Origin of the sequence: Paenibacillus nitricinens (genome assembly GCF_052056485.1) — a bacterium.
Lineage (GTDB): Bacteria > Bacillota > Bacilli > Paenibacillales > Paenibacillaceae > Paenibacillus_AQ > Paenibacillus_AQ nitricinens.
This window is the reverse complement of sequence record NZ_CP183948.1, coordinates 5,734,538-5,747,335: the sequence shown is the minus strand read 5'-3', so window position 1 is coordinate 5,747,335 and position 12,798 is coordinate 5,734,538. Positions and strand designations below refer to the sequence as shown.

At 44.2% G+C, this 12,798-nt stretch carries 14 protein-coding genes and 1 other annotated feature; of the genes, 5 read left to right on the top strand and 9 right to left on the bottom strand.

The genetic code is table 11. The features are described 5' to 3' along the window. Window positions 1–15 precede the first annotated feature (15 nt). The 3 genes from ACN6KS_RS25625 to ylbJ form a co-directional block, all read right to left on the bottom strand. Window positions 16–1,197 (bottom strand): copper amine oxidase N-terminal domain-containing protein, encoded by a 1,182-nt coding sequence (locus ACN6KS_RS25625; protein WP_179283728.1) that lies wholly within the window; start codon window positions 1,195–1,197, stop codon window positions 16–18. Between the two features lie 157 nt (window positions 1,198–1,354). After that, window positions 1,355–2,158: an NAD kinase gene (locus ACN6KS_RS25620; protein ID WP_042191633.1), complete on the bottom strand. Its 804-nt coding sequence runs from the start codon at window positions 2,156–2,158 to the stop codon at window positions 1,355–1,357. A gap of 76 nt (window positions 2,159–2,234) precedes the next feature. Next, window positions 2,235–3,497: a sporulation integral membrane protein YlbJ gene (gene ylbJ, locus ACN6KS_RS25615; RefSeq protein ID WP_440960765.1), complete on the bottom strand. Its 1,263-nt coding sequence runs from the start codon at window positions 3,495–3,497 to the stop codon at window positions 2,235–2,237. Between the two features lie 412 nt (window positions 3,498–3,909). Between ylbJ and ACN6KS_RS25610 the strand changes: the two genes are divergently transcribed. Both ACN6KS_RS25610 and ACN6KS_RS25605 read left to right on the top strand, forming a co-directional pair. After that, the gene (locus ACN6KS_RS25610; protein WP_042130923.1) at window positions 3,910–4,293 is read left to right on the top strand and encodes a globin domain-containing protein; all 384 of its coding nucleotides are present in this window, start codon (window positions 3,910–3,912) and stop codon (window positions 4,291–4,293) included. A gap of 36 nt (window positions 4,294–4,329) precedes the next feature. Continuing rightward, a complete protein-coding gene (locus tag ACN6KS_RS25605) occupies window positions 4,330–5,040 on the top strand; it encodes a DUF2225 domain-containing protein (protein ID WP_094873295.1) in 711 nt (236 codons plus the stop codon). Between the two features lie 92 nt (window positions 5,041–5,132). On the opposite strand, the gene ACN6KS_RS25600 is transcribed toward ACN6KS_RS25605, so the two are convergent. After that, window positions 5,133–5,363 (bottom strand): hypothetical protein, encoded by a 231-nt coding sequence (locus ACN6KS_RS25600; RefSeq protein ID WP_042130921.1) that lies wholly within the window; start codon window positions 5,361–5,363, stop codon window positions 5,133–5,135. Then, a complete protein-coding gene (locus tag ACN6KS_RS25595; protein WP_042130920.1) occupies window positions 5,360–5,551 on the bottom strand; it encodes a YycC family protein in 192 nt (63 codons plus the stop codon). Before ACN6KS_RS25595 ends, ACN6KS_RS25600 begins: the two co-directional genes overlap by 4 nt. 118 nt (window positions 5,552–5,669) lie before the next feature. Between ACN6KS_RS25595 and ACN6KS_RS25590 the strand changes: the two genes are divergently transcribed. Both ACN6KS_RS25590 and ACN6KS_RS25585 read left to right on the top strand, forming a co-directional pair. After that, on the top strand, window positions 5,670–7,469 hold the full coding sequence (locus ACN6KS_RS25590; RefSeq protein ID WP_440960764.1) for a M3 family oligoendopeptidase: 1,800 nt from the start codon (window positions 5,670–5,672) through the stop codon (window positions 7,467–7,469). Between the two features lie 426 nt (window positions 7,470–7,895). Next, complete coding sequence (locus ACN6KS_RS25585) at window positions 7,896–8,306, top strand: O-methyltransferase (RefSeq protein WP_094873297.1); 411 nt, start codon at window positions 7,896–7,898, stop codon at window positions 8,304–8,306. Window positions 8,307–8,445: 139 nt separating this feature from the next. On the opposite strand, the gene ACN6KS_RS25580 is transcribed toward ACN6KS_RS25585, so the two are convergent. Next, window positions 8,446–8,676: an alpha/beta-type small acid-soluble spore protein gene (locus ACN6KS_RS25580; RefSeq protein ID WP_042130917.1), complete on the bottom strand. Its 231-nt coding sequence runs from the start codon at window positions 8,674–8,676 to the stop codon at window positions 8,446–8,448. A 202-nt stretch (window positions 8,677–8,878) separates the two neighbouring features. Then, window positions 8,879–9,853, bottom strand: a complete 975-nt coding sequence (locus ACN6KS_RS25575) for an aldose 1-epimerase (RefSeq protein WP_094873299.1) — start codon at window positions 9,851–9,853, stop codon at window positions 8,879–8,881. 134 nt (window positions 9,854–9,987) lie between these two features. Beyond that, window positions 9,988–10,227, top strand: a binding site (T-box leader). 61 nt (window positions 10,228–10,288) lie between these two features. Here ACN6KS_RS25575 and trpS point away from each other — a divergent pair. Beyond that, window positions 10,289–11,275, top strand: coding sequence for a tryptophan--tRNA ligase (trpS, locus tag ACN6KS_RS25570; RefSeq protein WP_094873300.1), 987 nt, complete (start codon window positions 10,289–10,291; stop codon window positions 11,273–11,275). A 1-nt stretch (window position 11,276) separates the two neighbouring features. On the opposite strand, the gene ACN6KS_RS25565 is transcribed toward trpS, so the two are convergent. Together ACN6KS_RS25565 and ACN6KS_RS25560 are read right to left on the bottom strand one after the other, a co-directional pair. Continuing rightward, complete coding sequence (locus ACN6KS_RS25565) at window positions 11,277–11,465, bottom strand: hypothetical protein (protein WP_042130914.1); 189 nt, start codon at window positions 11,463–11,465, stop codon at window positions 11,277–11,279. A 108-nt stretch (window positions 11,466–11,573) separates the two neighbouring features. Then, a complete protein-coding gene (locus ACN6KS_RS25560) occupies window positions 11,574–12,575 on the bottom strand; it encodes a metal-dependent hydrolase (RefSeq protein WP_094873301.1) in 1,002 nt (333 codons plus the stop codon). Window positions 12,576–12,798 lie beyond the last annotated feature (223 nt).

The following is a 12,798-nucleotide window of genomic DNA, read 5'->3' as shown; positions in this document are numbered from 1 at the left end:
CAAACACCCTTTTTATTAGGATTTCACAAGTTTATTGTAGACGTTATATGTGTCATCGATTGTCCATATACCGGCATCCGACTTGGATAGAATATAGATAAGGCCTTGCTCATAAGTCTCTTCTTCACTAGCTTCCTTGTCTTTGCTTTCTACATATATAGCAGCTTCTTTGGCACTGTAATAATAAATATTTGAAATGCCTGGAGTATAGGTAATATCATACGAAGCAAAGAAATCATCCAAATCTGCCTTAAGAGAGGAATCATATTCTTCTCCATAGGAAGTCATCGTGGAAAGAACTGCTGTAGGATTCTGTTCGTTCATTGCTTGATAATACTTGTTAACAGTACCTTTGATGGCATCCGCATCGTTTTGAGGGATGTTGGCTGCTGGTTTTATACCTTGTTCATGCGTAAGGAGAATGGTCGAACTTTGGGATTCCACGGATGAGATCTTCCAGCTTCCGTTCTTGCGGACCAGGGTATATACGTATTCATTCTCTGTATCTGGAGTATAAGCCCCACCTATTCTGCGAGAACTTTCAAGTGTATACACAGTGGCTTCGTCAGCCTTTATGTCGAGGATTTCCAAGCTATCAATCGTATTCTTTATGTCGAAAGCTTTAAAAGATTCCTTGAGCTCGGCCACTGATGCTGCGTCAGAGGATTCCTCCATAAGGGAATAGAAGCTAGTCGCATTTTCTTCATTGAAATATTTATTAGCCAAACGAACTAATGCTGTAATGGCTGCTTCGTCCTTATCTTTGGAGACAGGAGTAGTAATCTGTACACTTCTATTGGTGGAATTCCAGACGGCCGTACCCCCGGTTGCCTCAGCAATAAAACGCAAAGGGATGTATGTAGTGCCAGCAGAGGAAACTGGTGCAGTGGTTAGTTTTTTAACGGTTCCATTAACAGTAGCACGATTACTGCCAATTTTGAGGGTAATCGCAAGATTTGAGCCTTTACCTGTTACTGTTCCAGTCTTAGCATCCCAGAGCACTTGAAGTCCAAGCTTCTCAAAGACAACCCGGAAAGGTACAAGTACAGAATTGTTCGCTAAGTATGGGGATCCAGCGGTGAAGGAAACCTTACTTCCGTTAATATAAACATCAATGGGTTTCGAAGCTGCAAAAGCCGGGACTGCAAGTATAAGGGCCAGTAGACTTATGCTAATGAGGGATAAAAATTTTTTCAACAGTACTCTCTCCTTTTATGTAACTCTTTGTAAAATAGCCTCATTATACCATTTGGCTTCTCTCTCAGTCTATCAGTTGGTGTTAGTTTTGTCACACAAAAAAGCCGGAGAAATGGATATCTCCAGCCACTGAAAATCGTTGGATCGAAGGTTAATCTTAAACCAAAAAAGCTTCACGTACACGGTTCCAGAACGGAAAAGGACGGTACCGGGCGAAACTGACCTTCTTGTCCGATACTTGGCAGCGTACTGAAATCAGATCATCTACCGGGATATTATTATGATCTATCGTGAGTAGTAAGCGCTGATCCTTACATGAAAGAATATCGCAATGGTGATGCTTCGGCAGTAGTAATGGCGACCCCATTGTTCGAAATACACGGTTGTTAATGGAGGCGATTTCGGCAATCTGCAGCGCTTCTATAGATGGGTGAACCATGGCTCCCCCAAGGCTTTTGTTATAGGCCGTGCTACCAGAAGGAGTAGAAATACAAAGTCCATCACCCCGGAACATTTCGAAGGTAACATCATTGATGTCAACTTGAATCATTATAGTTCCATCTACCCCTTTAAGGGTGAATTCATTTAGGGCAATGTGGGACGAAGAACCGGATTTCTTGTGAATTTCCAGCTCAAGTAACGGATATTTCACGATACGAGGTTTCTGAGGCTCAGAATCTTCGGTTCCGCACATGTAGTCGATTAACGTGGGAAGCTCTTCGGCTTGCCAGTCCGCATAGAAGCCTAAGTGTCCTGTGTGCACACCTACGAAGGCTAGATTGGGAATTTGATCGATAAAGGTATGAAAAGCGTGCAGCATTGTGCCGTCTCCGCCAATAGAGATGACGATTTCGGGAGACTCGGCATCCAGTTGCAGGTCCCGCTCCGCCGCCAGCTTGTGGAACTGCTCGGCAAGTTTGATTGATAGTTCATCACCGCGGTCCAGAACATAATATCTCAAGATGTACAGGCTCCTTTTGTATAATTCAGTCATACACCGATCATAATCAATCTTGACCCGGAACACAATATGTTAATCAACTTCGCCGTACCCATCGAATCATTGTAATGAATACAGGGATAAGCAGTGAGACTAGAATTGCAGCTGTTAATAATAGGCTCAGCAGGGCGAGGCTTGCCGTGATCCCTGAGGCAGAAGGAGTAAAGGCAGTAGAGGCTGGTAATGATAACCATGCGGTAGACAGTCCTGTGTTCATCACAGGCTTCCAGAGCAGCAAGACCAATCCTGATGCGAGTATGGCGTGAATTAGCCGTGCAGTCAAAAATGGCAGATACCGAAGTCCCGTACCGTTCAGAATACTTGCCACCTGGGCATGTACAGATAATCCGCCCCAGGAGAGGATGAAGGCAGCAGCAGCTACCTTGAACTGAAGCGGGATGGAAGCTGCGGCTTCACCTGCTGAACGGGCACCGATCGTCACCTCAAAGAATCCGCTAATGAGAGCCTGAGCTAGTTCTGGAGGACCACCTACAAGGGACACAAGATGTCCTGTCATGTTAAAGAGGGAGGATAGGATACCGGCACGGGCCAGCAGTTCCATTAGCACATTGAAGAATACAACCAAACCGCCTACGACAATAATAAGCTTTAGCGAGGACTGGATTGCTCCCTTTAAGAGCTCCCCAAAGCTCCGTCCATCTTTACGCCGAGCCTCCTCCATGGCAAGAAGTGCTGCATGGATTCTTCCAAAACCTTTTTTGGCTGGAACAGAGGGGGCAGTAGAACTAGTTATGGATGGGTCTTGGGAGGGGGATCTCTGTTCTTTGCGTCCATGGAACGACATTAGCAAGCCAACAATCAAACCGCTTCCATAGTGAGCGAGGGCTAGGATGAGCCCCAACGATGCGTCTCGAAAAAAGCCTACAGACACTGCGCCTAACAGAAAGATTGGATCAGAGGAGGTTGTGAAAGCGACTAATCGTTCTCCCTCTACTCTGCTAATCAGATTCTGTTCCCGCAGCTTAGCGGTTAATTTAGCGCCAACAGGATATCCTGATACATATCCCATCGCAGCGACAAAACCGCCGCTTCCCGGTATACCAAAAAGAGGGCGCATCAATGGATCTAGCAGTGCACCGAAGAGATGAACGATCCCTAGGCCTAGCATGATTTCGGATATGACGAAGAATGGAAATAGGGAGGGGAATAACACATCCCACCAGATGGCCAGGCCTCGTAAGGCTGCGCCAAGGGATGCCTCCGGATGAAGCAACATCAGCAGCATACAGCCCGCCAATATTAATCCCAGCAGTGGGCCGCCAATCTTTTTAAAAGTCATAATTAACGCCTCCTGATCTATGGTTAGATGTATGCGAAAAGAAGGACAAACAGCACAAAAAAAATAAAGGAAGCGGTTACATAAATCGGTGCTTTTTCGCTCGAAATATGATATTATGTAAATAAGAAATGCACCCTCTGTTACAAGAATAAATGGGATGGAGTGATGGCGATGAGCGTGGTAGCCGGAGTTCTCGTTTGTGCTTTTGTATATGTGATCCGGGTCTCTCTCGTCCCTGCAGGTGATGAAGAATTTCGGACCTACTGACAATAACCTCCAGGCGCTAAACTATAGTTTAGCGTCTTTTTTCTGCCGTTTAGGGGCACTTTCGACGGATATCCGAGCCGTGCTTTTTTTTGGTATAATAAAATAAGAAACGTTTCATTAATATGGAAGAGAGCTGGTAACCTCAATGAATCCAAATGAGAGTATATATGAGAACTTAGGAGGAGCTGAAGCGCTACATCGATTGGTGGAAGTGTTCTATGCCAAAGTGCAGCTTCATCCGCAGCTGGGTCCGTTATTTCCTGAAGACATTTCTCCTGTTCTGGAGAAGCAGTATCAATTCCTGACACAGTTTTTTGGCGGTGGCCCATTGTATTCAGAACTGCATGGACATCCCATGATGAGAGCAAGGCATATGCATATTCCCATTACTCCAGAACGTGCTGAAGAATGGTTGCAGTGTATGAAAGAGGCGCTTGTGGAGACCGGCGTAGAAGAGCCGCTGCGTTCCTTCGTGCTTAGCCGCCTTGCAGGTCCCGCACATCATTTTGTTAACATGCCCCAGGAATAATAAGGGACAGGTTGATCCTGAAAGGAATGAGAGTACTTGCCAGACTTAATACCCCTATATTCTATTAAGGTCAAATGTTGCAATTGTGAACATGAATTTTCAACCTCTCGCGTACGCCCTAGTCTAAAAAAGGCTATTCGCCGCGATGCTGATTTTTGTGCATATTACAAAAACGAGAATCCGGATTATTATGTTGTACGTGTCTGCCCAAGTTGTGGGTTTGCCTCTACAGAAAATTCAGCGGACAAGCTGACGGATCTGCAGCGAAAAGCATTCAATGAACAGGTAGGAAAACGATGGAAGAGCCGTGACTTTGGGGATAAACGAAGCTGGGAAACTGCACTTGAGACCTATAAACTGGCGCTTTTATGTGCTCAAAGTATTAACGATAAGGATCGAATTATTGCAAGTCTGCTTCATCACATTGCCTGGTTGTACCGGTATCAAGGGAATACGGAACAGGAACAACGCTTTTTGCGCTATTCATTAGCTGAATATGTGAAGGTATACGAAAAAGACGGAATAGCTGGCAATGATGCCCGGCTCATGTATCTTATTGGCGAACTTAACCGGCGCATTGGAGAGTTCTCTGTGGCTGTAATGTGGTTCTCCCGCCTGATTAATGATCAGAAGATTATGGATGCTGCGATGATTCGAGCTGCCAGGGAGCAGTGGGTTGTGCTAAGAGAGCAAATGCGCGGCGAAGCTGTAGATATGGATGCCGATGGATTGCCTTCAGGTTCTTAAAGCTTTACAAACAACAAAAAGCGCAGAAGAGAGTAATGCTCTCGTCTGCGCTTTATAAAAATGGTAAGATTGGGATTTAGATGAACTTCTCTTTATCGAACTGCCCGATCGAATAGGAGGTAATCTCCGTCGTTATCTACAACTGTAGGGCTGGCGCTGCAACATGGGAAGACAAGTAGTTTTTTCTTGCCGTCACGAACGATTTGCAATTCTTTTGGCTTCATAGGGAGAAGAACATTCTCCGAGTTGCAGAAAGGGCAATACTGCACATACATATCGCCTAAAATAATGTCATAAGGCCAGGTATGACTAAAAGGAATCATTGTGAATCCTTTCCAGAAGGAGACTCTTCATTTCCATCCTCAGCTTGCGGTGAATTCTGCTTTTTGGATAGCTCAGCTATTTTTTGCAGTAAAATATGTTGGGGCATATGCATCAAGTGTTCCAGTGGAACGCCTAGTTGCTTGGATAACGTTATGGCTGTTTCCGGTGAAATTTGTAGTGGCTTCATATGGATGCCCTCCTAAAGTTTATCGGCTATGAATGTTCCGGTATCGTTATTCACTTTACCATGGTGTTAAGTCAATTACAAAGAAAACCAAATGAGAGCAAAGGAATGGTGAGAAGACATGAAACAACCATTATCACTGACTTGGGAACTTGATTCCATATTTGCTGGAGGATCATCCTCTACTGAGTTAGAAAGCTTTTTAAAGAATCTTGAACAAGATATTGCAGCCTTACAGGGTCTGGTGAAGAATGCCGTAGCTCCAACGGATGTTGAGTCTACAAAGGCGCTGGACAAGGTTATAGAACTGCTTCAGAGCTGTTCAGGAAGACTTGTGGAGGTCTCTTCCTTCGCAGACTGTCTGGGCGCTCAGAATCAAATGGACAAAGGTGCGGTAAGACTGTCGGCTCGAGTGACAAGTATGCGTGCCGGATTCGAAGGCATTAACTCACAATTCAGTAACGTGCTTCGTCAGACTACGGACAAGGTATGGGCAGAGTGGATGTCACGTCCTGAGATTGCTCCATTAACGTTCGTGCTGAGCGAGAGCCGTGACTTGGCCCGTGAGAAGATGAGTCCAGAGTTAGAAAGCTTAGCGCTTGAACTAGCCGTTGACGGATATCATGGATGGAGCGGGCACTATGATACGATTGTAAGCTCGATTAAGATCCCATTTGAGGATGAAGAAGGAACAAAGCTGCTCTCCGCAGGTCAAGCTTTTAACAAGCTGGATGATCCAGATCCGAAAGTACGTCAATCCATGTTCCATAAATGGGAAGAAGCATGGACCGAAGCAGCAGATAACTGTGCGGATACCTTGAATCACTTAGCCGGCTTCCGTCTGAAGCTCTATAAAGGAAGAGGTTGGGAAGATATTCTGAAAGATCCGCTGAGCATCAATCGTATGTCACAAGATACTTTGAACGCGATGTGGGACGTGATTACGAATAGCAAGCCTGCACTCGTGACCTATCTTCAACGTAAAGCTAAGCTGCTTGGACTGGATGCTCTTTCCTGGGTAGATGTCGAAGCGCCAGTGGGTAAATCTTCAGGTAAAATCCCATATGATCAGGCTGCTAAAGATATCGTTACCCAGTTCCGCAAATTTAGTCCAAAGATGGCAGAGTTTGCAGAGCGTGCTTTTGATCATAACTGGATTGAGGTGGAGGATCGTCCGGGGAAACGTCCTGGAGGATTCTGTACTTCCTTCCCTGAGAGTAAGGAATCGCGGATTTTCATGACTTATAGCGGTACAACTTCCAATGTTTCAACCTTGGCGCATGAGCTGGGACATGCTTATCATTCTTATTTACTGGATGATCAACCTGTATTTAATCAGAACTACGCTATGAATGTTGCAGAGACTGCTTCAACCTTCGCAGAGGTCATTGTGTCTGACGCTCAGGTTAAAGCGGCTAGCAACGCTGAAGAGAAACTGGCGCTGCTTGAAACGAAAATTCAAAACAGCGTAGCCTTCTTTATGAACATTCACGCCCGATTCTTATTCGAGACTCGTTTTTATGAAAAACGTAAGGAAGGCCTTGTAAATGCTGAAGAGCTGTCTGAATTGATGGTGGAAGCACAGAAGGAAGCCTTCTGTGGGGTGCTTTCGGAATACCATCCCCATTTCTGGGCTTCTAAACTGCATTTTTATATCACCGATGTGCCGTTCTATAACTTCCCTTACACCGTTGGCTACATGTTCAGCACAGGCTTGTATCGACTGGCTCTGCAAGAAGGAGCGTCCTTTGCAGACAAATACGATAGCTTGTTGCAAGATACTGGTGTGATGACTTTAGAGGATTTGGTACTTAAGCATCTGGGTGTGGATCTTACGAAGCCGGACTTCTGGCAAGGTGCTACAGATCTGATTGTAGCTGACATTAATGAGTTCTTGGAGATGACGGAGCAATTAGTTTGAAAAAGTCTAAACTAAGACAAATTTAACGGTAGAAAAAACAATAATTTTTCAGCATGAACACGCAAAAGCCCCTGAAACAGGGGCTTTTTTTAATGATAAAATGTCGAAAAATCACGATTTATAAAAAGAAATATGCGATTAATCTATGGATTTTGCGCATACATAGGGATAATAACCCAATTTTGCCGAATAATGTTGTTTGCCATTTGTCAGTAACCTATAATGAGTCTTAAGACTTATATAAGGCGCGCTAGAATACCACTTGGCTAAGCTCACAAAATTAAGCAAGCGCTTACGAAGTCAGTTCTGCGAAGTGAATTCGAATGAAGCTATGCTCACAAAACGAAGTAAATGCTTTCGAAGCAAGTTTTGTACGAAGTGAATTCGAATGAAGCTATGCTCACAAAACTTTTAGGAGGAAAAGTAATGCTTAAGACGGAACAACTATCATTAGCGAGACAGATGGACATGGTGTTTAAGGAGCTACAGGAAGAATTATCGGGATTAACTTCTGGTACGGTTTTTGTGCAAATACGAAATAACATGATCGGAAAATTCGGGATACGACATAATCCTCTTTCTGGGCGAAGTGGGGGATTCACTGATGCAAAAGAAGGGATGACAGATGGACAGCAGTCTTCTTTTCGACTAATGGCGCTGGAAAGCCTGAAATACAAGCGGCGTTGGACGCATGGCGAAATTTCTTATGAATTCGCCATTAGACAGGGAATGGTGATTGTAGATGCTACATTGGAGTCCAATTATAATATGGCAAATCTAATGATTCGATCGCCTCGTAATGCCTATGCTGAAAGCTCTGAACAATTTTTCGGTTAAGCGTTGTTTACATAAAATTTCAATATATTGTGAAAATCAAAAACCCTCCCACAGCTTCAGAAAGAAGTGTGAGAGGGCTCAAAAGCTACTCGGCTTTAGGCTTTATACCTAGCCGGATAAAACACTTAAGATAACGTTGTTACTGACGACCAGACAGTTGTTGTTCTGCCAGTTGTACTAGACGTTTAGTGATGTAACCGCCCAGAGAACCAGTTTCGCGAGAAGTGTAGTTCCCGTAATAACCGTCAGCTGGGATCGTTACTCCAAGCTCCTGTGCTGCTTCATATTTCAACTGTTGCAATGCTGCAGTTGCTTGAGGAACGACCAGGTTATTGGAACGGCTGCTACGACCTTGACCTGCTTGACCCATGTGTGTCACCTCCTTCGCCCGTTGTGAAGATAGTATGAGCGCTAAGAGGTTAATTCATGCATCACTTCGAAAGGTTTTAAGGATGGTAATTATTAGTGAAATAAAAGTGAGGATAGGAATCCTTTATTGCTAGGGATTATACAAAAAAATCGGTCTTCCCTTACGTAATCGCAAGGCAAGACCGATATAGTGTATATGTGCTTTAAATCTCAGGATAGATCATTTCCAGCACGGTGGATAGATTCTGACTCTGACCAGGTTCTATCGTTAAAAGACCTGTGAAGGAAGCATCCTCGGATACATTCGGTGCATTCGCGAGCCAAGTATAGGGCTCAATGCACAGAAATTGTTCGGCGGGTCCTTTGGTATATAGCACCCAGTGACGGAATAGATTCTCGTCAGCAGTATAACGAAGGCCATAACCATCATCGCGTAATAATAAGGCTTCTACAGGTTGTTTTTCTCCAATACGTAGAGCAGTATCAAAATTAGTTCCCTGCATGTTCATTCCGGTGTTCAAGGCTTCCAGATCACCAAGTGGAATTAGATTGCCGCTAGGGAGCAATTCATCATTCAGTTCATAAATACTATTTACCGGGAGCTTAAGATTCCAGCGCTCAGGTTCTCCATCAATCATAAACCAGGTGTGATAACCGATTCCAAAAGGAATTCGGTGATCTCCAAGATTTGTAACCTTTAAAGTTTGGGTAAATCGGGCTTCCTGAAGCCTAAACGTCATTTCGAATTTAAGCGGGATAGGAAATTGCTCCATCCAGTGGGGATCATCTTCCGTTAGAAATTCAGTAGTGACCGCGCAACCATCCTCATCTTCTTCAATATCGCTGACACACCAGGCCTGAGTTCGGTGTAGACCATGAATATGATTGTCATTAGCGGTGTTCTGGTCAAATTGATAACTTGTACCCTCGAACTGAAATTGGCCCTTACGAATTCTTCCGGGTGGAATTAATAGCGGCATGCCAAAATGGTAAGGTTTTTGCATAAAGAAAGCTTGATCGCTTTCATCAGGGCGCCGTAGAATTTCTCGTTGTTTCTTTACATCAAACAATGAAATCACGTTATTTCCTAGTCGCGGCAAAAGCGTGACTTCCAGTTCACGGCTGTGCAAAATATAAGTATCATAACCGCCCCACTGCCCTTTGGTCACCTGTTTCATGAGATATGCTCCTTTATCGTAACTGTAATCGAATAGAACATGGATAACCTTATCATAACAGATTTATACGGTAGTGGTTAAGTGATTTGACAACTTCTCTTTATGGTTCTATGATGAAGGCATTAATTCATGATGATAATGTGATGACGGGGACAAGTAGGCAGGCATTGCACCTTCAGAAAGCCGGTGGTTGATGCGAACCGGTAGGACAAACCTGATGAATGGACCCCTGAGCGCCGAGCTTGAACGGGAGCTAGATGCCCTAGTAGACCGGCCGGATCTTCCCCGTTAACGGAAGACTAAGGCTGTTTTTTTCTTGTCCAAACAAGATTAAGCAGCGAATAAGGGTGGCACCACGGTCTCACGTCCCTTGCGGATGAGGCTTTTTTTGCGTTCTCGGAAACTTAGAAACGAAATCAAACGGAGGTCTATATTATGAAAAAAGTAATGTCAGGTATTCAGCCGAGCGGTTCACTTACACTGGGGAACTACATTGGAGCACTGAAAAATTTTGTGAAGCTGCAAGAGGATCATCAATGTTTCTTTATGGTAGTCGATATGCATGCAATCACTGTAGCACAAGATCCTGCGGCACTGCGTGAACAGTCAGAGTCCGTAGCGGCCCTCTTTATTGCAGCAGGAATTGATCCTGCACGTTCTAATGTCTATATGCAGTCTCATGTGCCACAACACGCTGAACTGGGCTGGATCATGACGACACTTACAGCAATGGGCGAGCTGGAGCGTATGACCCAGTTTAAAGATAAATCATCAGGTAAAGATTCTGTTGGCGCTGGTTTATTCGTCTATCCTTCCTTGATGGCAGCAGATATTCTTGTTTATAATGCGGATCTTGTACCAGTTGGAGAAGATCAGAAACAACATTTGGAACTGACTCGTGATTTAGCTGGCCGCTTTAATAATCGTTTTGGCGAATTCTTTACCATTCCGGAGCCGTACATTCCAGAGGTGGGTGCACGTATAATGTCTCTGGATGATGGCACCAAAAAAATGAGCAAGAGCAGTCCTAACGCAGGCAGCTACATTGCTCTGTTAGATTCACCGGACATAATCCGTAAAAAAATCAGCCGTGCAACGACTGATTCAGGACGTGAAGTGATTTTTGATCCGGCTAATAAACCAGAGATCAGTAATTTGATGAGTATTTATTCCGAATGTTCTGGAATGACACTGGGGCAAATCGCCGATCGTTATGAAGGGCAAATGTATGGCGGCTTTAAGAAGGATCTTGCTGAAGTGGTTGTAGCTACGCTTGAGCCTATACAACAACGATATAATGAAATTCGTAGCTCGGGTGCGATCACAGATATTCTTGCAGAAGGTGCTGGTCGTGCCCGCATTGTTGCCACAGAGACGCTGAATGGAGTTAAAGAGCGGATGGGATTTCTGCCAGCCCGTTAATCTAATCAGCGCTTAGGCTTTCCTGCTTGCGTCTGATCTTGGCCTTAAGAATAAATCCCCAGCCGATATTCATGACACAGAGAAATCCGAGCAGAAGTGCCAACCAAAAGCTATAACTGATCGCGATTGAAGCGGCAGTAAGAATAAGAATAGAAGAACAAGCGAACCAAAGTGAAAGTCCTTTACCCATTAAGAGAGCCTTCCTTTCTATGTCTGCTAAAATGAATCCCGGAGTATGATAATAATACTCCGGGATTTTTTGTGATTATAGAATAGATCTCTGCGTAAGTCTACAGTTTCATCGTAAAGATCCAGGGTCAATGGAAAATCGTTTGTCGAGCTTCTCGCTGCTAAGCCAACCTACATAAGTATTTAAAGGTCGATATTGATTGTCCATCACTAATACAGCCACAAATGGGTATTGTTTACGATGTAAATAACGTACGTCCCCCCAGCGCACCATATATCCTGAAGGAAGTTCTTCGACTTCGGCTACTGCATAAGAGGTGAAGTATAGAAAGGACTGAATATCAGGGTGCGACTTGGATATTTCCACAGCGGGATGATTCGAGCATACAGCATGTTTGAACCATTCCAATCGATGATTGACTAACTGCCCAACATCATAGCTACCATCTTTTTTCACTTTTACTACGTTCCAGCGCTTTAGAGAAATTGTAGGGATTACAATATAACGTTCGCCGGCATTATGATGTAAATCCTTGAGTTTGATATTACGCGTAAGGCGTGCGTGAACGACGGTTCTCCAAATATAATAAAGAATTGTACAGGCATACAGCGTAATAAATAAAGGTTGCGGCGGAACGATACCGGTGATCCAGAGAAGGATGGCTGCGATATGGCTACCAAATATAAACGGGTCAAAAATGTGGATGATGTTCCAGGCAATCCATTTCTCTGTGAATGGACGTGCAGCCTGAGTGCCATAGGTATTAAATAGATCAGAAAATACGTGAACACCTACGCCAATGAAGCTCCAGAGTGCGATGTGGCTTAGGGCTTGTAAATCAGTAAAGCCAAATAAAGGCCCCAACACGAAGGAAATCAGGGCGGGCCACAGAATTAGAAAGGGTAGGGAATGTGTGATTCCTCGGTGATTACGAATATACAACGCATTATCCTTCAGTCGTAGCGCAGTATCGGCATCAGGAGCCTGAGAGGCGAGCACTGTTGCCAGCATAACAGCCCCGGCCAGTTTCGGATCAGAAGCAACGATGGGATCAACGAAGGAAAGCCCGGCTAAGCCTAGGCCCATAACTAAATGTGTAGCAGTATCCATTGGTCAGTTCTCCTTTGTTGTTCGGAAGTTCTCTATTAATAATTACCCAAATACAGCTCTGGTTATTAGGGGGATTGAAAGAAAAATTAAATAAATATTGTCACGTAATTGTCGAATTCATGAACTTACTGCCCCATGACTGTCAAAGTCTTCACGGGTTTGTTATGATAAAGTTAACAGCGAAGTAGTGAATACTTCGGTTAGAACGTTAGATTTTCGTTTA

Bases quoted from the DNA above. Each gene is read 5' to 3' on its own strand.
- trpS (WP_094873300.1), top strand. From the start codon at position 10,289: ATGAAAAAAGTAATGTCAGGTATTCAGCCGAGCGGTTCACTTACACTG.
- ACN6KS_RS25600 (WP_042130921.1), bottom strand. From the start codon at position 5,363: ATGATTCCTTTTAGTCATACCTGGCCTTATGACATTATTTTAGGCGAT.
- ACN6KS_RS25585 (WP_094873297.1), top strand. From the start codon at position 7,896: ATGCTTAAGACGGAACAACTATCATTAGCGAGACAGATGGACATGGTG.
- ACN6KS_RS25610 (WP_042130923.1), top strand. From the start codon at position 3,910: ATGAATCCAAATGAGAGTATATATGAGAACTTAGGAGGAGCTGAAGCG.
- ACN6KS_RS25565 (WP_042130914.1), bottom strand. From the start codon at position 11,465: ATGGGTAAAGGACTTTCACTTTGGTTCGCTTGTTCTTCTATTCTTATT.
- ACN6KS_RS25575 (WP_094873299.1), bottom strand. From the start codon at position 9,853: ATGAAACAGGTGACCAAAGGGCAGTGGGGCGGTTATGATACTTATATT.
- ACN6KS_RS25590 (WP_440960764.1), top strand. From the start codon at position 5,670: ATGAAACAACCATTATCACTGACTTGGGAACTTGATTCCATATTTGCT.
- ylbJ (WP_440960765.1), bottom strand. From the start codon at position 3,497: ATGACTTTTAAAAAGATTGGCGGCCCACTGCTGGGATTAATATTGGCG.
- ACN6KS_RS25560 (WP_094873301.1), bottom strand. From the start codon at position 12,575: ATGGATACTGCTACACATTTAGTTATGGGCCTAGGCTTAGCCGGGCTT.
- ACN6KS_RS25580 (WP_042130917.1), bottom strand. From the start codon at position 8,676: ATGGGTCAAGCAGGTCAAGGTCGTAGCAGCCGTTCCAATAACCTGGTC.
- ACN6KS_RS25595 (WP_042130920.1), bottom strand. From the start codon at position 5,551: ATGAAGCCACTACAAATTTCACCGGAAACAGCCATAACGTTATCCAAG.